A 26,544-nucleotide genomic window follows, 5' to 3' on the forward strand; every position below is an offset into this window, starting at 1 on the left:
CGGGGGCGGCGCCCATCCAAGGAATCCCCATGAGCCAGACCAACATCCCCAAATGGGATGAACGGCCGGCGCTTGCCGCCGCCGCCCAGTCGCCCGATCCCGGTGCCTATGTGACGCTGTTCACGCTGGACCTGACCATGTATCCCGGCGGCACGATCCATCACTTCACACCCTCGGGCAGTGGCGGCGAGCCGGTCCTGTTCGGCGGCATCGCCTATGTCCCGGTCGAGATGGAGACCGAAGGGTTCGAATGGACGGCGACCGGGGCGCTGCCGACGCCGCGCCTGCGCATCGCCAACATCAACCGCCAGATCTCGGCGCTGATCTACCAGTTCTCCGACCTGCTCGGCGCCAAGGTCAGGCGGCTGCGCACCTTCGACCGCTATCTCGACGGCCGGGCGGAGGCCGACCCGCTCGCCTTCTTCCCGCCCGACCTCTACCGGATCGAGCGCAAGAGCGCCCACACCGCCACCCATGTCGAGTTCGAGCTGTCGGCGGCCATCGACCAGGAAGGCGCCATGCTCCCTGGCCGGCAGGTGCTGCGCGACGGCTGCACCCGCCGCTACCGCCATTGGACCGGATCGGGATGGTCGGCCGAAGGGGTCGATTGCCCCTATTCCGGCGACATCTGTTTCACCGCGACCGGCGAGCGCACCGATCCGGCCAGGGATGCCTGCGGCAAGCGGCTGACCGACTGCCGCCTGCGCTACCCCAACACGACCGATCTCCTGCCCTTCGGCGGCTTTCCCGGCGTCTCCCGGGTCCGGGTCTGATCCGGGTGCCGCTCCCCTCACAGCCAGAGGAGCAAGCAGCGCATGTTCACCGCTGACGCTATCCTCGCGATGAAGCGCCATGCCCTGGCCGACTATCCGCGCGAGAGCTGCGGTCTGGTGGTGGCCGGCACCTACCGGCCCCTGTCCAACCGCGCCGCCGACCCGGCGGCCCATTTCCGCATCGACGATGCCGACTACCTCGCCCATGCCGGCGCCATCGACGCCATCGTCCACAGCCATCCGGACGGGCCGCTCCACCCGTCGGCCGCCGACATGCGCGGCCAGATCGACAGCGCGGTCCCCTGGGCGATCCTGGCCACCGACGGGGAACGCTGCTCCGATCCGATCCTGTGGGGCGACGGCGTGCCGGCGCCCGATCTGCTCGGCCGCGAGTTCCGCCACGGCGTGACCGACTGCTACGCCCTGGTGCGCGACTGGTTCCAGCTGGAGCGGGGCATCCGGCTGCCGGATTTCCCGCGCGACGACGAATGGTGGCACGCCGGCAAGAACCTCTATCTCGACCATTTCGCCGATGCCGGCTTCTCGGTGGTCCGTTCCGGCGAGGCGGCGGCCGGCGACGTCGCGCTGATGACCGTCCTGTCGCCGGTGCCCAACCATGCCGGCGTCGTCCTCGACGGCGGCCTGCTGCTGCATCACCTGCCGCGCCGCCTGTCGCGCCGCGAACCCTTCGGTCCCTGGCACCGGCAGATCGTCCACATCCTGCGTCATAAGGATCTCGCTCATGGCTAGGATCCATCTGCACGGCGCGCTCGGCCGCCAATTCGGGCGCCTTGCCGACTATCAGGTCCGCGACGCCGCCGAGGCGATCCGGGCGCTCGCCGCCAACCATCCCGATTTCGAGAAGATCTTCCGCGAAGGCTCCTACCGGCTGGTCCGCGGCCCGCGCTCGCGCGGCGGCATCGACCTGACCCTCGACACCCTGACGCTCGGGCTGGGCAACGCCGACCTGCACATCATCCCGGTTCCGGCCGGCGCCAAGAACGGCGGCGCCGGCAAGGCGATCATGGGCGCGCTGGTGATGGTCGTGGCGGTGGCTGCGTCTATCCCCTCGGGTGGGACCTCTTTGGCGTTGGGCGCTGAGGTCACGATTGGAGGGGTCGGCCTCAGCGTTACCTATGGCTCAGTTGCACTGTTCGGCGCGTCGATGATGCTGTCCGGCATCAGCCAGATGCTGTCGCCGACCCCCAAGGCCAACCTGCCGGACAGCAAGCAGAGTTATTTGTTCTCCGGCCCGGTCAACGTGACCGAACAGGGCGGGTCGGTTCCCCTGGTCTATGGCCGCTGCTGGGTCGGTTCGACCGTCATCTCCTCCGGCATGGATACGGAGCAGGTCGGAACCGTCCAGCCCCAGCCGGCGGCATCCGCCGTCACCGCCGTTTCGGCTGGAGGTCCGGCAGGAGGCATCCAGGGGGCCAAGGGCGGCGGCAAGTCCGGCCGCGGCGGTTCCGGCGCCACCGAGGATCCCAACAGCCTGCAATCCGCCGCGACCGCCCGGGTGATCGATCTGCTGAGCGAAGGCGAGATCGCCGGGCTGGTCAATGAGGGGAGGAGCATCTACTTCGACGGCACGCCGCTGATCGCCTCCGACGGGACGGAGAATTTCAAAGGCGTGACCTGGAAAGAGCGCCGGGGCATTCCCTCGCAGGAGCCGATCAGCGGTTTCACCGCCAGCGAGACCACCGTCGCCGTCGGGAGCGAGGTGAAGAAGGCGGCCCCGGTCGTCCGCACCATCCATGGCGACGAGGTCGACGCCGCCCGCATCGTGCTGCGCTGGAACGCGCTGACCGAGCAGGACACCTCCAACGGCAACCTGCACGGATCGGCGGTGCAGTTGACCATCGAGGGGCGGGCGGCCGACGGCCGTTGGAAGGTTCTGGTCAACGATACGGTGACCGGCAAGACGACCAGCGCCTATGAGCGGTCCTACAAGGTCGGGCTGCGCGAGCTGGGCAGGAGCCCATATGACATCCGCGTCACCCGCGTTACCGACGATCCGCCCCGCACCGCGATCCAGAACAGCTTTTCCTGGTCGCACTATGCCGAGATCGTCGAGTCCAAGTTCGGCTACGACAATTCGGCGCTGGTCGCGCTGACGGTCAAGGCCGAGCAGTTCGGCAACTCGATCCCCGAGCGGGCCTATGACGTCAAGGGCCTGAAGATCCGGGTCCCCTCCAACTACGACCCGGAGACGCGGAGCTATACCGGCCAGTGGGACGGCAGCCTCAAGACCGCCTGGAGCGACAACCCGGCCTGGGTGCTCTACGACCTGCTGACCAACAGGCGCTACGGCCTGGGCCAGTCGATCTCCGCCGAGGCGGTCGACCGCTGGTCGCTCTACACCATCGGCGTCTATTGCGACCAGCCGGTCAAGTCGGGCCGGACCGACACCGGCGGCCGCGATATCATGGAGCCGCGCTTCACCTTCAACGGGGTGATCTCCGGCCGGACCGAGGCCTACCGCGTTCTCCAGTCCATCGCCTCGACCTTCCGCGGCCTGATCTTCTGGTCGGCCGGCGGCGTGCTGGCCCGCGCCGACATGCCGGCCGACCCGATCAAGCTGGTCACCCCTGCCAACGTCATCGGCGGCAGCTTCACCTATTCCGGCACGGCGCTGAAGGCCCGCCACACCGCGGCGCTGATCACCTTCAACGACCCCGACGACGGCTACCGCCCGACGGTCGAGGTCGTCGAGAATGCCGGGATGATCCAGCGCTACGGCTGGCGGCCGATCGAGGCGACGGCCTATGGCTGCACCCGGCGCAGCCAGGCCCGCCGCCTCGGCCTGTGGATGCTCGACAGCGAGCAGCACGAGACCGAGACCGTCACCTACCGCTGCTCCTTCGACCATCTCGACGTCATGCCGGGCGACGTGGTCAAGCTGGCCGACCCGAACTGGGCGCTGGTGCGCACCGGCGGGCGGCTGGTCGCCTACGATCCGGAGCGGCAGGTCGTCACCCTCGACGACACGGTGACGCTGGAAGCCAACCAAAGCCACGTGCTGGCACTCACCCTGCCGGACGGCCGGCTGGTCGACTGTCCGGTCCGCCGCCCGGTGCTTGAGGACCACACCACCGGCCAGCTCGTCATCGACGCGGCTCCGCTCGGCGGCGCGGTGCCGCAGCCGCATGCGGTGTGGATCCTGACCGCCACCAACCTCGCCCCGCGCCTGTTCCGGGTGCGCGCCGTCACCGAGAAATCGCCCGGCGTCTACGAGGTCACCGCCCTTCTGCACGAGCCCGGCAAATATGCCCGGGTCGAGGAGGGCGTGCAGATCGAGCCTGTGGCGACCCAGAGCGCCGCCAACGCCATCCCCTCCCCCGCCAACCTCGCGGCGGTGGAAAGCGCCTACTGGGTCAACGGCCTGCCGCAGGCCCGGCTGACCGTCAGCTGGACGCCCAGCGACGATGCCCGCATCGCCGGCTACCGCGCCGACGTGATGACGCCGGGCGGCCAGTGGCAGGAATGGAAGGTCACCCGCGCCGGCAGCTTCGACATCGAGCCGGCGGCGGAGGGCGTCTACACCCTCCGCATCACGGCATTGGCCTACGACAAGCGCCGTTCGGTGCCGGCGGAAATCCGGGCCACGGTGCACGGCAAGGGCACGCCGCCCGGCCAGCCCGCCGGGCTGGTCGCCAAAGGCGGGCTGCGCCAGATCGCCCTGTCCTGGGTCAATCCGCCCGACACCGACCTCTCCCACATCGAGGTGCTGGAGGGGGCGGCGAACGACCTGTCGGCCGCCGCCGTCATCGGCACGGTCAAGGGCAACGCCTTCGTGCGCGCCGGGTTGGGCGGGCTGGTCACGCGCTACTACTGGGTGCGCGCCGTCGATCTCGGCGGCAATGTCGGCGACGTCAATTCCAACATCGGCACCGGCGCCACCACCGAGCAGATCTCCCACGACGACCTCGCCGACAAGCTGGTCTCGGAATCGAAGCTCGCTCCCTTCATGGCCGAGCGCATTGCCGGGATCGAGAAGATCGCCGAGACGGTCACGTCGGGTCTGGTGCGCGTCAACGACAGCTACGGCCGCATCCGCAGCGAGATCGGCAAGCGCGAGGCCGACGTCGCGGAGGTGAAGGCGGATGTCAGGCAGGTCCAGGACGACGCGCAGTCACTGGCGAGCCGGGTCACCACCGTCGCCGCCCAGTTCGACGGGCAGATCGCCACCGTCAAGGAGGAGCTGACCGCCCTGGTGACGGCGGACGAGGCGACGGCGACGCGCATCGACACGGTGGTCGCGGCCTGGGACGGAAATCTGGCCGGCGTGCAGGCGAAGCTGACTGCGACGGCGAACGACAGCCGGACCAATGCCGAGCGGATCGACAGCGTCGTCGCCGGCTATGACAAGAGCCTGGCCGGCTATGACAGCCGCATCACCGCCAACGCGACGGCGACCGGCGCGTTGACCACGCGCCTCGATACGATCGGTGCATCGGTCGATGGCGTGAAGGCGGGGCTGACCAGCGAGCAGACCGCCCGTGCCGACGCCGTCGGTGCCCTTGCCAGCCGGATCGACAACGCGTTCGTGGCGATAAAAGATGCTTCAGGGTCTTTTCAGGAAAGCGTCAACCTGGCGGTTACGGAGGCTAAATCCGCTGTCAGCAAGGTAAACATTCTCAGCGGCACGGTCGGCAATCACACCTCGTCCATCGAGCAGGTCTCGAAAGTAACGAACGGCCTGTCGGGGCAGTGGACGGTCAAGATCGACAACAATGGCGCCATCAGCGGGTTCGGTCTTTCCTCGGACCCGGCCGATGAGAGCGGGGTGCGATCCGAGTTCTATGTGCGGGCCGACCGTTTCCTGATCGGCATTACCGGCCCCGGGGGCAGCATCGACCATCCCTTCGTCATCGGTCGGGTGGATGGGGTGCCCCGCATCTCCATGTCCGCCGCCTTCATCCAGGACGCCTCGATCGACAGCGCGAAGATCAGGGATGCAACGATCTCCAGTGCGCACATTCAGGATCTGACAATCCGGGGCCAGAAGATCGAAGACTTCGCCACATCCAATATGAATGCGGCGCAGGGGGTGTGGGACGCGACCGTCGGTCTTCAGACAATCGGGAAACGTGTGCTGATCACCGCAGTGCGTGGTTGGCAGATCGACATCGTTACTGGCTACGGTGGCGGCGAGAGCAGTTCAGAGATCTGGTCTCCATCTTGGGTTTCCGTTGCCTATGCGTGGATAGAGCATCCAGGACCAGGTTATTACACCTGGAAAACAGCAACATCTGACGCCTATGGGCGAAATCCACGCAATTTCTACTGCGCAATCTCAGCAGTGGAGTTGAGGAAATGACTGTATCATTTAAAAAGACCAAGAGAGAAGCTCCGCCGATCATCCAGAATGGTTCTGGCGCAGCTTCAGAGCAAAATGAAAACGTAAGCTCTTCCTACGTTTTCTATAAGCCGGAAACTGGTGAAATTCGGCAAACCGCCTGCATCGGGCCGCTGGAAGTGCCGCATATGCATCTTCCGGGCTGCGAGCGGTTGCAGGCGAAGGGTTCGGTCTTCGAAGACTACGTCGATCTTTCAGGCTCCGAACCCGCGGTACTCTCGCGTCCCGAAATCGAGAGTCTGGACGCTCTGCCCATTCCGGCGACCGTGACCGTCACCTGCCGCGCCTCCGGTGCGGTCGGCACCTACAGGGTCGAGGATGGCAGCTTCGATTACGACGATCTGCCCGGCACCTACGACGTACGCGTCAGCGCCTGGCCTCATCATGACGCCCATTTCGTTCTGGAGATCACGCCATGAAGGTGATCCCAGTCCGCACCCGCGACGAGATCGCGAAGCTGCGCCAGCAGGCCTACCTCGCCGCATGGCCGGCGGCCCGGCAGCTGGAAGCCCAGCAGGACATGCTGAACGGCGACCCCGCCAAATGGGAGCGCATGCGCGCCGACTTCTCGGCGATCCGCGCGCTCTACCCCTATTCCGACACGACCCCCAGCGAGGAGAACTGACATGGCCGGCTGGTATCGCCAAGGCACCGTCGCCCTGACCCCCGGATCGGCCGCCGTCGCCGGCGCCGGCACCATGTGGATGGGCGTCGTGCGTCCCGGCTCCGCCTTCACCACCGACGGCAGGACGCTCTACGAGATCCGTGAGGTTGCCAACGACCACACGCTGACCCTCGACCGCCCCTGGGAGGGCGAGACGGCGGCCTCCTCCCCCTATGCCGTCATCGCCGCGTCGGCGACCCTGTCCAATGCCGAACTGGCCGGCGAGATCGCGGCGATGGTCGCGAAATGGGCGGTGCGCGAGGACCAGTATGACGACTGGCTCGGCGGCTCCCCGAACGGCGGCCCGAATGCCGACGGCAAATATCCGCTGACCGACAGCAAGGGCATCACCCGTCTGGTCGAAAGCCCGGCCCGCCTGCTCCAGCTCCTCGACGACGGGGTGGTGGAGCATGCGGCACAGATCATCGCCGCCATCGAGGACGATGTGGCGACGGCGCGGCAGGCTGCCGCCGACGCCAAGGCGGCGATAACGGTCGTCGGCGCCGACCGGCAGGCCGTGGCGCAAGCCGCCGCGACCGTCGCCGCGCAGGCCGGCGAAAGCACCGCTGCCGCCGCGACCGCGACCGCCAAGGCGGCCATCGCCGTCCAGCGTGCCGATGAGGCCGCCGGCAGTGCCGCCGCCGCCGCCGGGCTGGAGGCATCCGCCACCGCGGCGCTTGCCGCCGTGGAGACGGCGCGCGACATCGTGCTGGAGGCGCGGGTCGAAGCCGGCACGGCGGCAACTGGCGCCCTGTCCGCCAGAACGGCGGCCGAGGCGGCCCGCGACACCGCGACCGCTGCGCGGGATGCCACCCAGCAGGCGCGTGACGCGGCGGTGGCGGCACGGACGCAGGCACAGGACTGGGCGGTGAAGACCGACGCCCCGGTCTCCGGCAGCCTGAAGTCGGCGCTGTCCTACGCCCTGGACGCGGCTTCCCAGGCAACCGTCGCCACCGGCAAGGCGACGGAGGCCGCCGGCAGCGCCGCCGCCGCCGCCGAGAGTGCCGCCGGTCTCGACAGTGCGGCAACCGCTGCGCAGGCCGCTGCCGCCGCTGCCGCGACCGGCGCCCAGACCGCGAGCGCCAAGGCCGCCGCCGCCGCCATCTCCGCCGACATCGCCCGTTCCGCCGCGCAGCAGGCGGAGGCCGCCGGGACCGCCAGCACCACGGCCAGGACCGCGGCGGAGGCGGCCCGCGACAGCGCAGTCTCCTCCATGACGGCGGCGCAGGTCGCGGCCTCCCAGGCCGGTCAGTCGCAGACCAACGCCGCCAACAGCGCACAGACGTCGGCGACGGCGGCGGCGGACGCGATCTCGGCCAAGTCCGATGCCACCGCCGCCCGCGATCTGGCTGTCGCCGCCCGCACGGAGGCGCAGGGCGCCCGCGATCTGTCCCAGGCCTTCGCCCAGGGCGCCGTCGGCTATCAGCCCAGCCCGGGCGTCTATTCCGCCTTCCATTGGTCGGAGCAGGCCAAGGGCCATGCCCAGACCGCCGCGACCATCGTCGGCGGCTCCAACTTCGGCATCGTCGGCGACGGCGCCTCGCAGCGCTTCGCCGCCGACAACCCCGGCTCCCTGCTGAACCTCGTGCAGGCCCCGGGCGGCAAGCTCACCTTCAGCCCGGGCAACCACGCGGTCTCCTTCGGCTTCGATGCCGCGACCGCGCCGGTGGCGGCATCCGGCAACATCACCGCCGGCACCGTGCAGGGGGCACTGGAGGAGATCGACCACCGGCTGTCCACCCTGTCGCAGGACAGCATCGCCAACGGCGGCGGCTCGGTTCATGTGACGGAGGACGGAGCGGTCGAGATCGTTCCGGCCACTGGCCGGACGGCGAGCTACAAGGGCGGCGAGCTGCACAGCACCGCAACCGCTTACGGCAAGGCGCAGACGGATGCCGCCATCGCCGCCATGATCGCTGCCGGGCAGGCGGCCGGTGCTGCCAGGCTGACGACGCCCCGCACCATCGCCCTGTCGGGCGGGGCGACCGGCACGGCGACCTCGTTCGACGGCACCCAGAACATCGCCATCCCGGTGACGGCGGTGGCGGCGTCTGCGCTGACCGGCACCATCGACATCGCCCGTCTGCCGGCGGGCGCGCTGGAACGCCTGTACCCGGTCGCCAGCGACGCCGAGCGTTTCGCCTTGACCACCGCCCAGGTGCAGAAGGGCGACACGGTGCAGGTCGGCGGCACCGGCGGCCTGATGTATCTGGTCGTCGACGACAGCAATCTTGGCAACGCGGCGGGCTACCGGGCCTACACTGCGGCACGCGCTTCGGCGGTGGACTGGTCCGGGGTGGAGAGCAAGCCGGCTCTGCTGACCTCCCTCGCCTCGCTCGACAGCACCGCCGGCGTGCTGGTGCAGACCGGGGCGGGCACCGGCGCCAAGCGCACCATCGGCGTCGCCAACGGCACGGACATTCCGGATCGCGCCGCGGCGGATGGGCGCTATGCGCAGCTTGCCGCCGATCCCACCTTCAGCTCGACGCTCAGCATCCAGAACTCTGCGCGGGCCGAGGCGCTCCATGTGGGAAATACCAGCGGATCGAAGTACACATTCGTCGGATGGAATGACGCTGGCGGCTTCGGCCGGATCGGCGCTTACGGTTCCGGCGCATGGCAGAATTTCGCCATCTCCGAGGGAGGTTCGCTGACTGCCGTCGGCACGACCGCGATGCCGACCGGCGGGGCCAGGCTGAACGTTGCCGGCGGCATCCAGGTGGACAACAAGGATGTCTGGCATACGGGCAACTTCACGCCCTCCTCGAAGCTCGACGCCGCCAACCCGACGATCACGGGCACGCTGACCCGCACCGGCGGCACAGCCCCGGCCTATTACATGACCCAGGACGGCATGGGTCGCCAGCACTGGTATTGGAACACGACCGGCAGCACCTCGCCCACCCTCTCTGTCGGTGGAGAGGACGCAATGGACATTGGCATGTCCGTCAGCAACGACGGGGTCAATGGCCCGAATTTCTGGTTCCGCGGCGCGCACGGCTACGGCAAGTCGGCCGGGGCGGCGATCTCCTGGTCGAACATCCTTCTCGCCAACATGACGTCGCTCCAATGGATGGGGAACAATGTCTGGCATGCGGGCAACCTGCCCGTGACGGTCTCCGGCAATGCCGTCGATTTCAAGGCTCAGCCGACCGTCAACGGCGCTCCGCTCGTCACCAACAGCGCCACCAACTCCGTTACCAAGTCGGCTGTCACGCTTCTTCCCGCCACCGGCACCCTCGACGTTCCCGCCAAGTCCATCCTGGGGGTCTACAGCCAGTTCGTCGGTCAGACCTTCAACGTCGATTACAACACCGAGGCGCAATACACCCAGGAGAACGCCGCCACCGGCACCGATCAGGTCGGCGGCCAGTTCCAGCTTTACAGCACCGCCGGGGGCGGCGGGGTCGACGCCGCCACCAAGCTGCTGATCCACGCCGATGGCGCCAACGGCTCGACCGAGATCATCGACGAGCGCGGCATCAGGCCGTTCGGCACCCATTGCGGCTGGTTCGATGGTTCATCGTCGTGGCTTGTTCCTGCCAGCTACAAGTTGGCTTGGGGATCGACACAGGATTTCACCTATGAGACCTGGGTGCGGCCTTCGTCGGTATCCCAAGCAGCTATTTTTGACTGCCGCACGGGAAGTTCCCCCGGCACGAACCAACTCGTCTATATCGCGGGCGGTCAGGTGCAGTTCTATGCGGCCGGGGCGGTAAGGATCACCTCCGCCGTCCTCGCGTCGGACAATTGGTACCATATCGCTCTGGTGCGCCGTGTCGGGGTGACGACGCTGTATGTCGGAGGCGTGTCGGCTGGAACTTGGGCAGACACCACGGCCTACGTCGCGCACACAATCTCCCTTGGGAGTTATTACGACACACCCAACAACCGGTTGCTTGGCTGGCTGGATCAGGTCCGCGTTTCCAAAATCGCCCGCTACAGCGCCAACTTCACCCCGCCGACCGCCGCATTCGTTACCGATGCCGACACTGTCCATCTGTTCAGCTTCGACGACGGCCATGGCGGGCAGGTGCTGAAGGATCGCGCCAACAGCGGACGCTCCGTCCTCTGCCGTTCGGGGCTCTCCACGGCGCAGGCCAAGTTCGGCGCGTCGAGCGCCTACTGCAACCAGAGTGCTGGTGGCGGCATCTTCATCGGCGAGTACGACAACAAGTTCCACGCCGATCTCGCGTTCGGATCGGACGACTTCACCATAGATTTCCAGATTTACCCGATCAGTTGGACGAGCGACACCGGCAGCGTCTTCGGATACTCGGTGATGGGCACCAATCTGTCGTCCTTCGGCATCCGGGCGACGACGACGACCGATCAATACAAGCTGGTCTACAGCACCAACGGCACCACTCAGGTCGACAGCCTCGGTTTCACTATCGCCACCGGCGCATGGTCGCATGTCGCCATTACCCGCAGCGGCCCCAATCTGTACATCTTCGTCAACGGTGTGCTCCAGGGCTCGGCGATCAATGTCGGCACCGCCAGTCTGTTCCACGGCAGCAACCCATTCTGGCGCTTCGGTGAGTTCTACAATGCCGGTTATCTCAACGGCTATATGGACGAAATCCGTCTGAAGCGCGGTGAGGCGGTGTGGACATCCAACTTCACGCCGCCGACCGTTCCGCACGTTGCTGACGCTCGCACCGTCCTGTTGCTGCATCTCGAAGGGGCCAACGGCGACAAAGTAACTTTGGACAGCAGCGGGTCGAGCTACGGCACCAACGCCTTCGGCGACGCCATCACTCCCACCCTGACCTTCCAGGGCAGCGCCACTCTTGCCGCAACGCAGACGCGCGGCGGGCACAGCACGGCATTGGCGATGAACGGTAGTAGTCAGTACGCCTCTATGACGTTCGCCGCTCCGAGTGCCGGTCACCCGGTCTATTTTGGCACCAACACCAAGTTCTGTATCGAGGGCTGGTTCTACGTCGCCTCGCTGTCAGGCATCAGCACCTACGCCGCGCTGCTCGACCTGCGCGCCCCCGCCTACGGCATCGCGTTGAACGTCTACCTGCTTGCCAGTGGCCAGATGCAAGCCAACGTCCGTCAGGACAGCAGCGGCACCAATCTGCCGGTCAATGGCGGAAATGCGACGGTCGGCTGGAACCATTTCGCTCTGGTGCGCGAAGGACGCGGCTACACGCTCTACAGCAACGGTACCGCCGGGGCGTCGCCGACCAGTCCGCAGGTCAACCCCTACTACAGCAACAACACTTACGCTCTTGCCCTCGGTGCCTGGGCCGATGGATCGAGCGGCTTCTTCCCCATATCCTTCGATGCCATCCGCGTCACCAACGGCCAGCCGCGCTATACCGCCAACTTCACCCCGGCAACGTTGGTCGCCGACGACATGACCACGCTGATGTGGGAGTTCAACGGCGCGGTCGGCCAGAAGTGGGTCAAGGAACTGTCTGGCAACAGCGCGCTGATCTCCGCCGCCAACAACGCCCGTACGGTGAAGGATGGGGTCTACATCGCCCCGACCGTCGTTTCGGGAAACAGCTCCCTGTCGGTCTCGACCGCCCAGACCAAGTTCGGGTCCGGCAGTCTGTACGGCAATAGCTCCAACGGCAACAAGCAGGTGCTGTCGAACGCCGCCTGGATGTCCGGGGCGAACGCGTTGACCATCGAAGCTTGGGTGTATCCCACCACCTCGACCACCAACATCATCGCACAGAAGTGGGACGGCACCAACGAAACCTGGCAACTCTGGCTGGAATCCGGCACCAATTACCCGGTGTTCCGCTGGAACAACATGGCGAACAACTGCAAGGAGTTGACCGCCATCGCGCTCAACACCTGGACCCATCTGATGGTCACGGTGGGGGCTGACGGCGTCGTCACCCATTACATCAACGGCGTCAAGAAGACCACGGTGAGCGGGCCGGTCGTGCGGACCGACACGTCCGGCGCCCTCTATCTTGGCGGCGCCTACGACGGCACCGGCAATTTCGTCGGCTACATCGACGAGATGCGGCTGTCCTCCACGCTGCGGCAGACCGCCACCTTCAGCCCGGCGACCATCCCCTACGGCGCGAGCTACATCACCGGCCCCTTCTACGTGGCGACCGCCAATGCCTCGCGCATCGACGTGTCGGACTGGAGCACGATCCATTCGGCGACGATCACGCAGACCACCCCGCCCGGCACCAGCATCAAGTGGTTGGTCAGCTTCGACGGCCGGGCGACGTGGCGGAAGTGGGACGGGGCGGCCTGGGTTGTCGTGCCCCTCAACAGCGGGGCCAGCATCGACACCAACGGCAACGATTATCTGACCCTGCAGAATGCCCTCAAAAACCTGAATGTGGAGAGCTACGGCACCATCGACTTCGCCTTCTCGCTGAAGACGGCCAATCCGAACTTTTCGCCCAGCGTCGATGCGGTGACTCTGGCTCGCGACGAGTACGAACTCGGGGCCGCCAAGATCGACTACACGATCAAGCGCAACGGTGCGGCCGGGGCCGAAATCCACCGCATCACCAACCTGAAGCCCTACCCGGTCAACGTCGTCTACGACTACGTCGCCTGACGCGGGGCCTGACGCGGGCGGTCCCGGGGCCATCCCCGGGACCCTGCCCCCGCTCCGGCGGAGCGCGGCTGCCTTGACGATCCCGGCAGCGCTCCGCCGGATCCGCTCCCACCCTGTCTCCTCACCTATCGCCCGGGAGTCCCGATCCATGCCCGATCCGATCTGCAAGGCCGCCATCGACCTTGTGAAGCATTTCGAAGGCCTGTCCCTCGATGCCTATCTCTGCCCGGCCGGCATTCCGACCATCGGTTACGGCCACACCGCCGGCGTGACGCTCGGGCAGAGCATCACCGCCGAAAGGGCCGAAACGCTGCTGTCCCGCGACCTCGCCGCCGCGGCGGCCGTGGTCGACGGGCTGGTGACAGTGCCGTTGACCGGCGGGCAGCGCGGTGCGCTCGCCAGCTTCGTCTTCAATCTGGGACGGGGCAATTTCCAGTCCTCGACCCTGCTGAAACGGCTCAACATGGGGGACCATGAGGGGGCTGCCGGCGAGTTCGGGCGCTGGGTCTACGCCACCGTCAATGGCAGGAAAACGCAGCTTCCAGGGCTGGTGAAGCGCCGGGAGGCCGAGGCCCTGCTGTTTCGCCGCACTCTCTTCCTGACCAGGATCGCCGCGGCCGATCCGATGCCGCAGGCCCTCGACGATCCCGCATGATCCCGTGCTTTCCCCCTCGTCGCCGGTCCCGCCGCCAGGCCGGGGCGCAGAAGGCTTGCCGACCGCTACGCCCCTTCCGATCCTCGCACCAACCCCTGATCCCTGGCGCGATCCAACAGGTGTTTCACCGACGACCGGCTCCAGCGCAGGCCGCCGCGCGGCGTGCGCTGTCCCATGCTTTGCAGCCGCCGCGCGATGCCATCGAGCGTGATGCCGGGCTCGGCCCGCGCCAGTCCCGCCACCATCAGCACGAGGTCGTTGCTGTCGACCCGCTTGGGTGCCGCATCGAGAAGGTTCTGACGAACCAGCCCCCCTGTGGCCAGCCGGCGGATGGCGCGGATCAGGCTGTTTGGTGTCCATGGCTTGCGGTCCCACGGCCGGGTCCGCCCCTGCGCCTTCAATGCCCGCACGACCTGATCCCATGGTGCCGCCGGGCGCAGAGCCTCGACGGTCGGCAGAAACTCCTGGGCGTGCGCGACGACCAGCTCGTCGCGAGCGGCCTCGCGGCCCTGCCGTGCCTTTTCCAGCGCCGCCGGGTCCCGTCGGCGCAGGCCGGGATTGCCGGGCTCCTTCCCCCTGGCCACCGCGGCCCTGAGCCCGGCGATCGAGCGCTCGCGGATCAATGCCCGTTCCAACTCGGCCGCAGCACCGAGAACCTGCAGGGCAAAGCGTCCCTGCGGGCTGGTGGTGTCGATCGGGTCGCCCAGCGATTTGAAGGCCACGCCGCGCTGCCCCAGCCCGTCGATCACCTCCAGCAGATGGAACAGCGACCGTGCCAGCCGGTCGATGCGCGCCACCACCAGCGTGTCGCCTTTCTTCAGGCTGGCGAGCGCCTTGGCCAGCACCGGCCGGTCACGGTCGCCACCCGAGGCATGCTCCTCGAAGATGTGCGTGCAGCCGGCCTGCCGCAGGGCGAGCAGTTGGGAGTCGGTGGACTGGTCTTCGGTGGAGACGCGGGCGTAGGCGACGAGGGCCATCGGGATGTCCTGGGCATTCTGGGCGGAAACGCGCCTCTCGGGCTCTTTGTACAGAATATCAGTCGATTTCATCCATCCGGATGAACATGGAGGCAGGATGCGAGGTGGGAACTGCCCCGGATTGCGGCGCCGGCTTTCCGGTCCCTGGTTCCGGCATCCGCTGCGCGACAAAAGGCCAGGATCACCGGCGGGGTGGGGGCAGTGTGATCGTGAGCACCAACACCCCGGACGTTGAGTGCGCCAAGCGGAAGCCTCTGAAATCGTTTTTTTCAGCATATTGTGTATTGGACAGGTTCCAGATTTTTCAATGCCAAAAATTCATAACTATCTGTTATATAAAGATATGCAGGATTTGCGTCTTTCCGATCCCCTCCTCCTTCTCGGTCCCTTGGAGCGAGCCGCCAAGGCTGTCGGGCGGCTGGCCCAGGCAACCACCGGCAGTCCGGTCCTGGCGGCTTGGCTGCATCGGTCGCGGGTCGAGGCCGTTGCCGACATCGCCGACTGTCAGGGCCGCCGCGTCGATCCCAACCGACTGCGCACTCTGCTGGCTCAGGTGCCGACGCGTGCTCTACGCGACTGGGGGGCCAACATGCTGGCCCTGGACCTGATGCGGCAGATGCTCTCTGACCACAGCCCGCCGGCGTTCGTTCCGACCGGCATGGACGGGGCGCTCGCCCGGATGGAGGAGGCCCATGCCAGGGCTGGAGCAGCGGTGCTGGTCGCGTGCGGAATTGGCTTCTTCGCCCATCTGGAAGCCGGCGGCGACCGCAGCGGAGCCTGTCTGGCTGTTTCCCGTTATCTCACCGCCCAAGGGATGACGCCGCTGCCGCTGCCCTGCCTGAACGGAGTCGAGGCGATCCGCCGCGCTGAACCGGACGGGATGTGGCTGGTCGCTTTCCTCGACGGCATCGCCCGGCAAGCGGAACAGGGGGAGGATGGCCTCACCGCTTTGCTGCATCGCTGGCGCGGTTGGCGCCGGCGCGTTGGCGACCGGCGCAGCGACGCTCGTATCCGCCGGGCCGTCGATGCGGTGGCGGCGGAAGGGGTGATAGGCCCGGCCCGGCTGGCTGCCCGGCTGCGTTGCGCCACCAGTGCCGCCACCGACCTGCTGGAGGAATTGCAGCGGCTGGAGATCGCCGTGGAGATCACACGCCGGCGCACTCACCGCGTCTTCGTGGCGGAGGATCTGGCGGCGATGCTGGGAGAGGTGGCGCCGCGGGCCGCGGCCGTCGCCGCCGGGCCCGTTCCTGGGATCGCACCCATGGTTTCCGTCGAACTGGACCGCTGGGTGGAACCGGCCGAAGGCGTCGACGATGCGCTTGCGAACCTGGAGCGCATTCTGAAGCGGCAGGACTCATTGCTGGCGCGTTATGGCCGGATCGCGGGGGTGTCAGGCGAGGAGTAGGGGGGGACGGCACGGTATTCAAACCGGCAAAATCCTCACCTCCCCTCTCCCGTTCCCTGTTGCGGGGGAGCCAGATTGCGCCTGACGGCTTGCATGAACCGTTGGCAATCGACCGATGCAGTCAACAGCTGTGGTTAAGGGAGATGGCTGTGTGGATGGTGAATTGTTCTGGTCAGCCTCTCTCCAGCGCATTAAGGAACGCAAAGAGCTGTGCAGCGGCATTGAAGCAGGAACACCGAAGTCATGGCGACGACTGGCGACGTTCTGCGTCTGGCGGCGGATCACCACACCGCCGGGCGTCTGGAAGAGGCGATGGCTCTGTATCGCCTTGTCCTGCGCGCCGATCCTGTGAATGCCGATGGCTGGCGCCTGCTGGGCAAAGCCGCCAGGGCGACCGGCGATTATGGAGCAGGGCTGGGCTGCCTGCAGCGCCTTATCGCCCTATCCCCTGCCGACGCCACGATGTTTGCCGAACTTGCGACTCTGCTGGCGGAGCAGGGTGACGAGGCTGGCGCACTTGCTGCCTATGGGGTTGCTCTGCGCTGCGATCCGCTGATGGAGCAAGCGGCATTCCAGCGCGGGATACTCCTGTTCCGGCGTGGTGCTTTGAAGCAAGCAGAGGCCGCGTTCCGGGGAGTGGGCCTGCTTGTGCCCGCTCTGGCGATGGCGCACGTCAATCGCGGCGCTGTCTTGCATGCCTTGGGATGTCAGGAAATGGCCGAGTTGGCTTTGGCGCGGGGGCGCCGCCTGGCTCCGGAGGCAGTGGAGGCCGTGCTTAACAGTGCTCTGGTGGCGATAGCCCAAGGACGGTTGCCTGATGTGGAACGATACGGCAGGCGGGTTATCGTCCTGGCACCCGACTCTGTGCAGGGCTATGCCCTTCTTGCCAATGCGCGGGTGCATCTGGGCAGGCCACAGGATGGGATTGCCGCCTATGATCGGGCCCTGGATATTGAATCAGACAACTCGGAGCTGAAAGTAAACCGCGGTATCGCCCGGCTTCTGCTGGGAGAGATGGCCGGCGGATGGGATGATCTGGCTGCTCGCTGGGAGACCACGGCGTTGCCAGGAATGGGCGATGATCTGCCACGCTGGTCGGGTTCCGCCATACCGGCTGGACGGTTGCTGGTGGTGGGGCAACCTGGGGTGGGAGATGAGATCCTGTTTGCCAGTCTGATCCCGGACTTGGTCGAAAGCGGCATTGCTTGCCGTTTCGTATGCGATACCCGCCTCGTTTCCTTGCTGAAGCGCTCTCTGAAGGGAACGGAGGTCGTGGGGCGAACTGCCGATCCCTCTGCCGTGACGACATCCGCTCTGGTGGATGACAGTGTGGCACGGGTTCCGGCCAGCGACCTGCCGCGGTATCTGCGGCGCCGACCGGAGGATTTTGCCGGCCAACGCCCCTATCTGGTCGCTGATCCACAGCGGATTGCCGCCTTGCGGGCCCGTCACTGCGATGTCCGGCTGTGTATCGGCCTCTCCTGGCGCTCGGTTGCCAGTGCGGAACGTTCACTCGGTCTGGAGCAACTCGTGGCGGCCCTCGCTCCAGGGGTGGCGGCAGCCGGAGGGCGGCTCATCAGCTTGCAATACGGTGTCGACGACCAGGAGCGGCGCATCGCCGGCCTTTTTCATGAAACAAGCGTTGACCCATCGGGCGATCTCGATGGCTTCGCCTCCCTGGTGGCGGCAATGAATTTGGTCATCACCATCGACAACACCACGGCGCACATGGCCGGTGGGCTTGGTATTCCAGGATGGGTGCTGCTGCCGTTCATGCCGGCGTGGTTCTGGGGGGTGTCTGCGGCCACATCCCCCTGGTACCCGAGTTTGCGGCTCTTCCGCCAGACGACGCCCGGGGATTGGAGGGGCGTGCTGGGCGAGGTGGGCCAGGCGTTACGGTCCGTGGGAGGAGCGCAATGAGGACGGGGCGTCAGGCATGAGCGGGAAATTGCCTGACGCCGTGAGCACAGGGGAACCACCCCGCTCCGTCCCGACGCCCGATGGCCGCGTCCGACCCCTCAGGTCCTGAGCGCCGCCAGTTGACGCAGGGCCTGTTCGGCAGCGGCGAACACGCTGTCCCAGTCGCCCGGGGTGGTCTGGCGGAACAGGCGCATCGACGGGTACCAGGGGGTGGTGTCGGCCCACTCGCCCTTGCCGTCGCCATAGACCCAGTAGGGCATGAACTGCAGCAGGTTCCACACCGGGCGGCCCAGCGAGCCGGCCAGATGCGCCACCGAACTGTCGGTCATGATCACCAGATCGAGCCGTTCCAGCACCGCCGCGGTATCGGCGAAATCGTTGAAATGCTGCCCCAGCGGCGTGATCAGGGTAGAGGTGCCAAGCGTCTCCAGCTCCGCCTCCGGCGGGCCCTTCTGGATGCTGTAGAGCCGCACATTCGGCACGTTGAGGAAGCGCAGGAAACGGCTGAGCGTGGTGGCGCGGCGCGCGTTGTCCTTGAAGGTGACGCGGCCGGACCAGATGATGCCGACCTTGATCGTGCCGTCCGGGCCGGGAACCAGCCGGGTGGCCTTCTCTCGCGCTTCGGCCGGAACGGTCAGGCGGGTGGGCGGCGGCACCGTGTCGATGGTCGTGCCCAGCCGGTGCGGCAGGCTCATCAGCGGGCAATGGACGTCATAGGGCGGATAGGGAGTGCCGGCGCGCACGAAGCCGTCGATGCCCTCCAGCCCGGACAGCAGGCGGTGCAGCTCCGGATGGCATTCCAGCAGGACCCGGCCGCCGCGCGCCTTGACCATCGGCGCATAGCGCGCGGTCAGCAGCACGTCGCCGAACCCCTGTTCGGTGGTCAGCAGGATGGTCTTGCCGTCGAGCGGCCCGCCGTCCCACATCGTGCCGTCGGCGATGCGGTTCTGGTAGCTGGGCAGCGACAGGCGGGAATCGTAATCGCGGAAGCCTTCGGCATAGCGGCCGACCTGCAGCAGCGTCAGGGCGCGGTCCCACAGCAGCCCCGGGTCGTTGGGCCGGGCGCGCAGGGCGACGTCCAGGATCTCCAGCGCGCGGTTGAACCGGCAGCCGTGCCGCAGCGCCACCACCAGGTTGGACAGCAGGTTGGCGTTGCCGCCGGACAGCACCACCGCATGCTCCTGCGCGGCGATGGCATCGGCATATTGCTCCACGTCGCCCAGCACGTTGCCGAGATTGGTCCAGGCGCCGACATGGCGCTGGTCGATCTCCAGCGCGCGCCGCTGGCAGGCGATCGCCGCCTCCGGCTTGCCGGCCTGCCGCAGCAGGGCGCCCAGCGCGCTCCATACGTTGGGATCACGCGGCTTCTGCTCCAGCATCCCTTCCAGCATCTCGATGCTGAGCCCGTGGGAGCCCTGGCCGGCTGCCGGAGTTGGGGCCGGAGCCGGTGCCGGTGCGGGAGCCGATGATACCGGAACCGAGGATATCGGATGCGGCGAGGCCTGAAGGGGCAAGGCTGCCTGGGGGGACGGCGCCGGGGCGGCCTGGGTGATGTTTGCCTTCATCTCTCGTCGTCGCTGGTGGTCTGCAGTCGGTTTGGAGCAGGAGCAGAGCGCGGGTAGGGCATAGACGGCTAGTCATGGAGAGTCAAACCGTCCCTTCGGCTGCACTTGTGTGCTTCTTGTGGCCGCCCGGCGCTCATGCGGGAGGCTTAGCGCCGCCGCAGATCCTGAAGGTCGATGTCGTCGATCCGGAAGCCGGCCTGCCGAAGCGCCTTCAGCACGATCACCTTCTGGGCGGTGCCTTCGCGCGCGGCGGCTTGGCGCAGCTCCTCAACCAGATAATCGGGCAGCATCGCCTGCCACGGCCGGGTCGGCGCCGGACGGACGATGGTGGGTGCCGGAGCCGGCTGGGGTTGCGGCGCGGGCTGAACGGCGGGCTGGACAGCGGCCTGGGAGATGGCCTGGGAAACAGTGGCCGGCGATGCCGCGGGCGGCTCCGTCTCGGTCGGCAGGAAGCCCTTGCTCAATCCGTACTGGCGGATCGGATCGATGTCGTTCGTGCCCAGCCCGCCGATCCCGATCCCGCCCAATGGAGGACGGGCCGGCTTGGCGGCAGGCTTAACGGTCGGCTTGGCGGGGCTGTCGGTCGACATGGGCACTCCGGTCAGGGCGATGCCGGCTTGAAGAGGGCCGGGCAAATAAGCCATGAAGCATTATCATGACTTGGTGTCCTGTCTTCGCGACATGTGGCGGGTGGGCCGTGTGCCATGGCGGAAAGCCGACCGGCGTGGCGCGGGAAGCACAGGGGGGATAGCAGGGCATCATGCCATCACAAAAAATCATGACATAAAAACATGATGACAAGTGCGGGCTGGGAGGCTCCAGGAGGGGGGCGGGCCGGCCATCGGTCGAGGAGGGATGGTATCGCCGTCCAGAGCGGAGGCATCGTCGGCGAACCATCGGGGCAGCAAAGTGTCTATATGAACAGTAATGATGAAAATTAATCATGAAATAATATAATGTGATCTTTGCAATGTGGGGGCGGGCTTGCCGGTTGTCCGGCATATCCGTGGCAGCGGGACCGCGGGAAAGGAAGATGCCGTTGTCCCGCATTGGCAGGGGGATCCAGTAAGACGCGATTGCCCTGCCCCGCCCGGCCGTTCCTCGGTCGGAATTGAACCTTCACAGGGCTGGGCGGTCATGATTTGGCGGATGCCGCCTTTCCGGATACCAGCGTTATCGGGAATCCATGAAATGATGAAAAGGCATGTTTTGGGCGGCTGAGTTGCTGTGCTTCTCCGGTCGTGTCGACGCAGCCTCGCTCCAGCCTCATGCCTTCATCACTTTTCACCGTAACAGGAAGTCATGCCTAAAAATCATGACATGATAAATGGTGATGAAATGCCGATCCTGGCCGTCCCGCTGCCGGGGTGATGGTGCCCCTTCATCTGCCGGAGGAGAACGCAAGCCACTCTCTCAGCTAATCCGCACCGGACCGCCCACCGGTTTGGGGGCCCGGTCCCGATGCGCCCAATCCGCGGAAACGCAGCCCCGCCTCACCCTCAGGTCGCCGGCTATGCGATAAAAATCATTTCATGAAATATACAAGTAAGGACATGACCTTATCTCATGCCCTGAAGCCGCGACGGCGTTTCTCCACAGCTTCCGGAGGCCGCCCGGTCCGCCTCACCCCCGCGGGATCAGCGGATTGGCCGGTGAGCTTTCCAGGAAGGCAACGAACTCGTCGGTCAGGGCGCGGACGTTCAGGTCGGCATTGCTGTCGGGATTGACCTCGCCCGGACCGTGCCCGGTATAGGTCATCTCCTTCAGGAGAGAACGCTCGATCAGTTCGGTGCGGAAGGCCGGGACGCCATGTTCGTCCAGCAGGCCGCGAGCATGGCGGTCGACGCGGGATTCGATGGCCGCCTGGGTGCGGACGATCACCACGCTGGAGGCTGGGGTGTGCTTCAGCACACCGACGGAATCCGCCACCACCTTGAAGGTGCGCACCGTCTCCTTCACGTCCATGAAGGACTGCTGGGTCGGGATCAGCACCCCGTCGCTGACCGAGAAGGCGTAGAGCATGGTCAGGTTGCCGAAGCCGGCAAGGTCGATCAGCGTGTAGTCGAAGCTCGGCGCGTTCTCCTGCACCGTCTGGCGGACGTTCGATTCCGTGATCTCGTCCAGCACCCGCACCCCGGCATCGTTCCGCCGCCGCGCCCATTCGGCCAGATGCCGGTTGGGGTCGCAGTCGAGCAGAAGCACGCTTGCCTCGCGCCGGCGCAGTTCGGAGGTGAGCGCCATGACCAGACTGGTCTTGCCGACGCCGCCCTTGGTGGAGGCGAAACTGATGATCCGAGCCATGCGGTGGTTCCCGGTTGCAGAGGGGGAAAGCGGGGGGACCCGAGCGGGAGCTTTGCGGATTTACACGCAAGAACAGGAAAGATGGAAGTGGTTTCACGTCATGAAGAAGAAGCATGAAATCATGATATTTAAATATAAAATGGCTTTGTGGGGAGGGGAAGAGACGCCGGGACGGCGGTGCGTCCCTGCCCCGGCGCTTGTCAGCCCCGGCATCGCCATGGCATAGCCACCCGGCCCAGCCGTTGCGGCTCCCAGCCGGCGGTACGCTGTGCCGTGCCCGGATCGACCGCCGCCTGCCTGCGGATCCGTGTTCAGCCGCTCAATCCATCCGCCTCAGCCATCCCGCCGCCAGGATCCGCCGCATGACAGACGCCAGCTTCCTCCAGGTCCGGACCGATACCGAAGCGGGGCGTCCTTGGCACGCCATGGAAGGGCTGCGGCGCATCCTGCAGCGGGAGCCCGGGAATGCGGACGCCGTCGAGCTGTCGAAAACGGTCCTGACCGACATCTTTGCAAAGGGGAGCGACGCCTACCGGCATGGCCGGCTCGAGGCGGCGGTCTGGTGTTTCGTCCTTCTCGCGGAGTATGGCGCGCCGCGCGATACCTTTCGCACCAACTGCGAAGCCGTGGTTTCCATGATCCTCCAGCGCGCCATGGAGGATGCGAATGCCGGGCGAACCGGCGACGCCAGGCGTGCCTGCCGGCTGCTGCTGGTCCTCGATCCGGCGATCGCCCAGGCGCATCTGCTCATCGGGCAATTCGAGCGCGGCGCCGACGGCGACGGGGCGGTGGCGGCCATGTCGATCGCCCGGGGCCTGCTGCTTGCCCCGGAGACGGCCCATGGCGACCAGTTGCGCGATATCGCCATGCCGGCCGGCATCCGCGCCCTTGCCGAGTGGCTTGGCCGTGACCGGCCGGCGGCTCCGCTCCTGGGGGCGCTCGGCCGGCTGTGCCCGCCCGGCCACGCGGAGGCCCTGACCCGTTGCCGCGGGATGACGGTTCAGGCGGAGGCGTGGCAGGGCGCCGGCCGGACGGAGGCGCGCTGGCAGGCGGCCGCGGCCGCGATGCATTGGCTGGGAGATCTGCAGCAGGAGCGGCAGGGCTATCGTGACGCCCTGGAGGCCCACAAGCAGGGTTTCGACCTGTGGAACAGTCCGGCCGGACTGGAGCGCAAGGCGCAGGCCCAGCAGTATCTCGTCATCGAGGAGTTGCTGGAGAGCCTGAAGGGCTTCGCCTATGCCTATGTCTACGACATGGACCGGCAGGCCGCGGCCCGTGCCTCCTTCGACAGCCTGTCGGCAACGATGGAACGCCTGCTGGAGGCGCCCGGCATCGACAGCTGGACCCGCACGCAGCGCTGGACGACCCTGCTCGGCATGCGGTCGCTCGTCGGCTATGCGGTGGCGCTCGGACGCAATCCCATTCTTCCGCTGTCCGGCAATCCCTTCGCCGAAGACGCGGCCACCGCAGACATGGCGGAGGGACCGGCCGTCCCGGCGGAACCGGCATCCCGGCGGGTCTTCGACTGCTGCACCTTCTTCAACGAGGCCGAGATCCTGGAGGTCCGGCTGGCCGAACTCTACGACGTGGTCGAGCGCTTCGTCGTGGTGGAGGCGTCCCACACCCATTCCGGCGAGCCCAAGGCGCTGACCTTCGGCGACCATCGCGAGCGGTTCCAACCCTACATGGACAAGATCCGCTACGTGGTGGTGGACGAGCTTGTCGGCACCTTCTCCTGGCAGCGGGAAGCCTACCAGCGCGACGCCATCCTGCGTGGGCTGGACGGCTGCCGCGACGACGACATGGTCATCGTCTCTGACGTCGACGAGATCCTGCGGCGCGAGGTGGTGGAGCGGCTGCGCGGCGGCGGGCCGGCCTTCGACACCGTCTTCACCACCGAACTCGACCTGTTCTTCTACCGGCTGAACTACCGCTTCTCCCGTGACTGGCGTGCCGCCGGGGCCGCGCCCTTCCGCTTCATCCGGCAGACCGGCCCCAATGCCGTGCGCTACCTCGCCAAGCAGAACATCGGCCACTTCATCCGCGACGCCGGCTGGCATTTCAGCTGGATGGGCGATGTGTCGCGCTTCGCCGCCAAGCTGAACGCCTACGCCCACCAGGAGCATGCCCAGTCCTTCGGCGAAGGCAACATGGCGGACGTCGCCAGCTTCCTCGACGGCGGCGGCATCCTGCCCGAAGGTGCCCCCGGTGCCCGTGGAGGGTACGAGGTCGTGCCGCTCGACCGTCATCCCCGGCTGGTGCGCGACAACCTCGACCGCTTCCGGGAGATGGGCTGGATCCGCTGAGGCGGGCCGGCGCCGCCCGGCCTTATCCGGGCTTGACGTCGGCGGTGGTCCCGGCCCGGCGCTTCAGCCGGTGCATCGCGTGCTGGCCGCCGCCGGTGGCGCGGACCGAATAGAAATAGGCGCTGTCGTCGGTCCAATAGCGGCCCTCGCCATCGACCATCACCGTGCTGCTGTGGATGTCGGCCGGATAGACGGTCAGGCGCGGGGCCGCCTCCGCCGTGAAGCCGGCCAGATGCACGGCGGCGAGCGCCGCCTGGTCGAGGAACCAGACCGGCAGGCCGCGATCCAGGAAATGGCGGATATAGCGCCGGGTCAGGTCGAGGAAACGCAGCGCCCCCGCGGTCGGCCGGATGTGCAGCACGTCGGCGTAGAGCAGGCTCCAGATGTCCAGCCGCTTCAGCGCATGGCTCATCATCCCCAGGTCCGAGTGGGCGGAGGCCGCCAGCAGCGGGTTCAGGTCACGGATCGCCATCAGGTCGACGTCCAGCATCAGCACCGGCCGCCTCCAGCGGGACAGCAGGTCGGGCAGCACCAGGAAACGGCTGCAGGCGTAATAGGTCTTGGCATTGTCGCCCAGCGGCGTCAGGTCGATGGTCTCGCGCAGGACGATGAAGCGCCCGGCGCCATGGGCGGCGGCCAGGGACGCCACCGTCGCCTCCGCCTCCGCGTCGGGATTGATCAGGTGCAGGGCGATGGCGCAGTCCAGGCCGCTGTCCTCGACGATGGACCGCACCATGGTCGGCAGGAACTTGCGCGCATAGACCGCGTCGCAGGATGCGTAGACCACCAGCGGCCGGTCGTCGCTTCCCGCCCCTTCGGCAAGCGTGGCGCGGATGCCGGCCGGCGGCGGTCCGTCGCGCAGGGATGCCAGGAAGGCCGGGGCGGTGCGGGTGACGGCATCGCGTCCGCCATGGCGCTCCGCCGCCTGGAGGAACAGGGCGTCGGCCTCCTCCAGCCGGTGCTGTTCGGCGCACAGGCAGGCCAGCCGGCTCAGCGTGAAGGAGACCTCCGGATACAGCTCCAGCGCCCGGCGGTAGGCACGCTCGGCGCGCAGCCCCTGCCCGTCGCGGCGCAGTGCGTTGCCCAGCGCCACCAGCCCGACGCAGTCGTCGCGGCCCTGGAAGCGGGCGACGTCTTCGGCTTTGCCCAAATGGGTCAGAAGCTGCCACAGGTTGGAGCGCCGGGTCCGATCGGCGGGCGTCAACTGCCAGGAGGCGAGCGCATGGCCGGCCGCCTCCGCCATGTCCTGTCCGACCAGCAGCCGGGCGAGCGCGTCATGGGCCACCGCCACTCCGGCTCCACCCTCTTCCACGTCACGTTCCAGCACCCGGCGATAGAGTGCCATGGCGGTTTCGGGTCCGCCCGTCCGCTCGGCGTCGCGTGCGGCGTCCAAATCGCTCTGGAGATCGGCAGGCGGCGGGACGGGGGGCATGGCGGTCGGTCTTTCAGGCTGGGGCGGCTTTCATCCCATGACACCCGTCCGGCTGACAAGCGGCCAGCATGACCGCCATCATGCCTTCCGTCCGACCGGATCGCTTCCCCCGAGTCGCGGTTCACCGGCCCTGAACGGTCGATGCCGGGAGGGTGGCCGGTACCACAAATGCGGGTCCACCACCGCCCTGCGGAAATATAGAGGCGATACCAAGCCAAAACGATGCCGTTCAGGAGAAGGCGCTTGAACAGTTCGCCAAATATCATCAAATGTCTGTATGGACCCGGGAAAGGGTTCCAGCCGAAACTGTGCCACGCCGGTTACTCCGGCGTGGCACTTTTATATCCGCGTTCCCGGATGCGCCGCCCGCCCGCACAGGCCGCCCGCACAGGCAGGCCGGGGGGATGACGGACGCAGCGGGCGGGGCATGGCCCCCGATCCCGTTGGGGAACCCGATTTTGCCGGTGCCCCTTATCCGGCGGCGCGTTCGCGGAGTGCGCGCTCCAGCCTGTCGATGGTGTCGTCCCAGTGCTGCGGCCTTGCCTGCCGGAACAGGCGCATGGTCGGATACCAGGGGCTGTCCTCGCGGTCGAGCATCCAGCGCCAATCCGGGGCGAAGGGCACCAGGACCCAGACCGGG

15 protein-coding genes are annotated in these 26,544 nt (G+C 67.1%); 10 read left to right on the top strand and 5 right to left on the bottom strand.

Going from position 1 to position 26,544, the window contains the following annotated elements; all coding sequences use genetic code 11:
* Positions 1 to 29 precede the first annotated feature (29 nt).
* The 7 genes from TSH64_RS00835 to TSH64_RS00865 all read left to right on the top strand — a co-directional run bounded on the left by TSH64_RS00835 (position 30) and on the right by TSH64_RS00865 (position 13,998).
* A complete protein-coding gene (locus TSH64_RS00835) occupies positions 30 to 773 on the top strand; it encodes a phage minor tail protein L (protein ID WP_109095262.1) in 744 nt (247 codons plus the stop codon).
* A 42-nt stretch (positions 774 to 815) separates the two neighbouring features.
* Positions 816 to 1,523 (top strand): C40 family peptidase, encoded by a 708-nt coding sequence (locus tag TSH64_RS00840; RefSeq protein WP_109095263.1) that lies wholly within the window; start codon positions 816 to 818, stop codon positions 1,521 to 1,523.
* The gene (locus tag TSH64_RS00845) at positions 1,516 to 6,093 is read left to right on the top strand and encodes a phage tail protein (protein WP_247872686.1); all 4,578 of its coding nucleotides are present in this window, start codon (positions 1,516 to 1,518) and stop codon (positions 6,091 to 6,093) included. Before TSH64_RS00840 ends, TSH64_RS00845 begins: the two co-directional genes overlap by 8 nt.
* Positions 6,090 to 6,551, top strand: a complete 462-nt coding sequence (locus tag TSH64_RS35185; RefSeq protein WP_146207964.1) for a carboxypeptidase-like regulatory domain-containing protein — start codon at positions 6,090 to 6,092, stop codon at positions 6,549 to 6,551. Before TSH64_RS00845 ends, TSH64_RS35185 begins: the two co-directional genes overlap by 4 nt.
* Positions 6,548 to 6,757: a hypothetical protein gene (locus tag TSH64_RS00855; RefSeq protein WP_109095265.1), complete on the top strand. Its 210-nt coding sequence runs from the start codon at positions 6,548 to 6,550 to the stop codon at positions 6,755 to 6,757. The genes TSH64_RS35185 and TSH64_RS00855 overlap by 4 nt, the downstream gene beginning before the upstream one ends.
* 1 nt (position 6,758) lies before the next feature.
* On the top strand, positions 6,759 to 13,343 hold the full coding sequence (locus TSH64_RS00860) for a LamG domain-containing protein (RefSeq protein WP_247872687.1): 6,585 nt from the start codon (positions 6,759 to 6,761) through the stop codon (positions 13,341 to 13,343).
* 148 nt (positions 13,344 to 13,491) lie between these two features.
* Positions 13,492 to 13,998, top strand: coding sequence for a lysozyme (locus TSH64_RS00865; protein ID WP_109095267.1), 507 nt, complete (start codon positions 13,492 to 13,494; stop codon positions 13,996 to 13,998).
* Between the two features lie 65 nt (positions 13,999 to 14,063).
* On the opposite strand, the gene TSH64_RS00870 is transcribed toward TSH64_RS00865, so the two are convergent.
* Positions 14,064 to 14,975, bottom strand: a complete 912-nt coding sequence (locus TSH64_RS00870; protein WP_109095268.1) for a recombinase family protein — start codon at positions 14,973 to 14,975, stop codon at positions 14,064 to 14,066.
* A gap of 235 nt (positions 14,976 to 15,210) precedes the next feature.
* On the opposite strand from TSH64_RS00870, the gene TSH64_RS00875 reads away from it, so the two are divergent.
* The gene (locus TSH64_RS00875; RefSeq protein ID WP_146207965.1) at positions 15,211 to 16,380 is read left to right on the top strand and encodes a hypothetical protein; all 1,170 of its coding nucleotides are present in this window, start codon (positions 15,211 to 15,213) and stop codon (positions 16,378 to 16,380) included.
* 243 nt (positions 16,381 to 16,623) lie between these two features.
* The gene (locus tag TSH64_RS00880; RefSeq protein ID WP_109095270.1) at positions 16,624 to 18,300 is read left to right on the top strand and encodes a tetratricopeptide repeat-containing glycosyltransferase family protein; all 1,677 of its coding nucleotides are present in this window, start codon (positions 16,624 to 16,626) and stop codon (positions 18,298 to 18,300) included.
* Between the two features lie 98 nt (positions 18,301 to 18,398).
* On the opposite strand, the gene TSH64_RS00885 is transcribed toward TSH64_RS00880, so the two are convergent.
* The 3 genes from TSH64_RS00885 to TSH64_RS00895 form a co-directional block, all read right to left on the bottom strand.
* Positions 18,399 to 19,865 carry a tetratricopeptide repeat protein gene (locus TSH64_RS00885; protein WP_109095271.1) on the bottom strand — a complete coding sequence of 489 codons (1,467 nt, stop codon included), beginning with the start codon at positions 19,863 to 19,865 and terminating at the stop codon, positions 18,399 to 18,401.
* A 146-nt stretch (positions 19,866 to 20,011) separates the two neighbouring features.
* Positions 20,012 to 20,455, bottom strand: a complete 444-nt coding sequence (locus tag TSH64_RS00890; RefSeq protein WP_109095286.1) for a hypothetical protein — start codon at positions 20,453 to 20,455, stop codon at positions 20,012 to 20,014.
* Positions 20,456 to 21,488: 1,033 nt separating this feature from the next.
* Positions 21,489 to 22,166 (bottom strand): ParA family protein, encoded by a 678-nt coding sequence (locus tag TSH64_RS00895; protein ID WP_109046996.1) that lies wholly within the window; start codon positions 22,164 to 22,166, stop codon positions 21,489 to 21,491.
* Between the two features lie 362 nt (positions 22,167 to 22,528).
* On the opposite strand from TSH64_RS00895, the gene TSH64_RS00900 reads away from it, so the two are divergent.
* The gene (locus tag TSH64_RS00900; protein WP_109095272.1) at positions 22,529 to 24,472 is read left to right on the top strand and encodes a hypothetical protein; all 1,944 of its coding nucleotides are present in this window, start codon (positions 22,529 to 22,531) and stop codon (positions 24,470 to 24,472) included.
* A 22-nt stretch (positions 24,473 to 24,494) separates the two neighbouring features.
* Here TSH64_RS00900 and TSH64_RS00905 read toward each other — a convergent pair whose 3' ends face one another.
* Positions 24,495 to 25,904 carry a tetratricopeptide repeat protein gene (locus tag TSH64_RS00905; protein ID WP_109095273.1) on the bottom strand — a complete coding sequence of 470 codons (1,410 nt, stop codon included), beginning with the start codon at positions 25,902 to 25,904 and terminating at the stop codon, positions 24,495 to 24,497.
* Positions 25,905 to 26,544 lie beyond the last annotated feature (640 nt).

Origin of the sequence: Azospirillum sp. TSH64 (assembly GCF_003116035.1) — a bacterium.
Classification (GTDB): Bacteria; Pseudomonadota; Alphaproteobacteria; order Azospirillales; family Azospirillaceae; genus Azospirillum.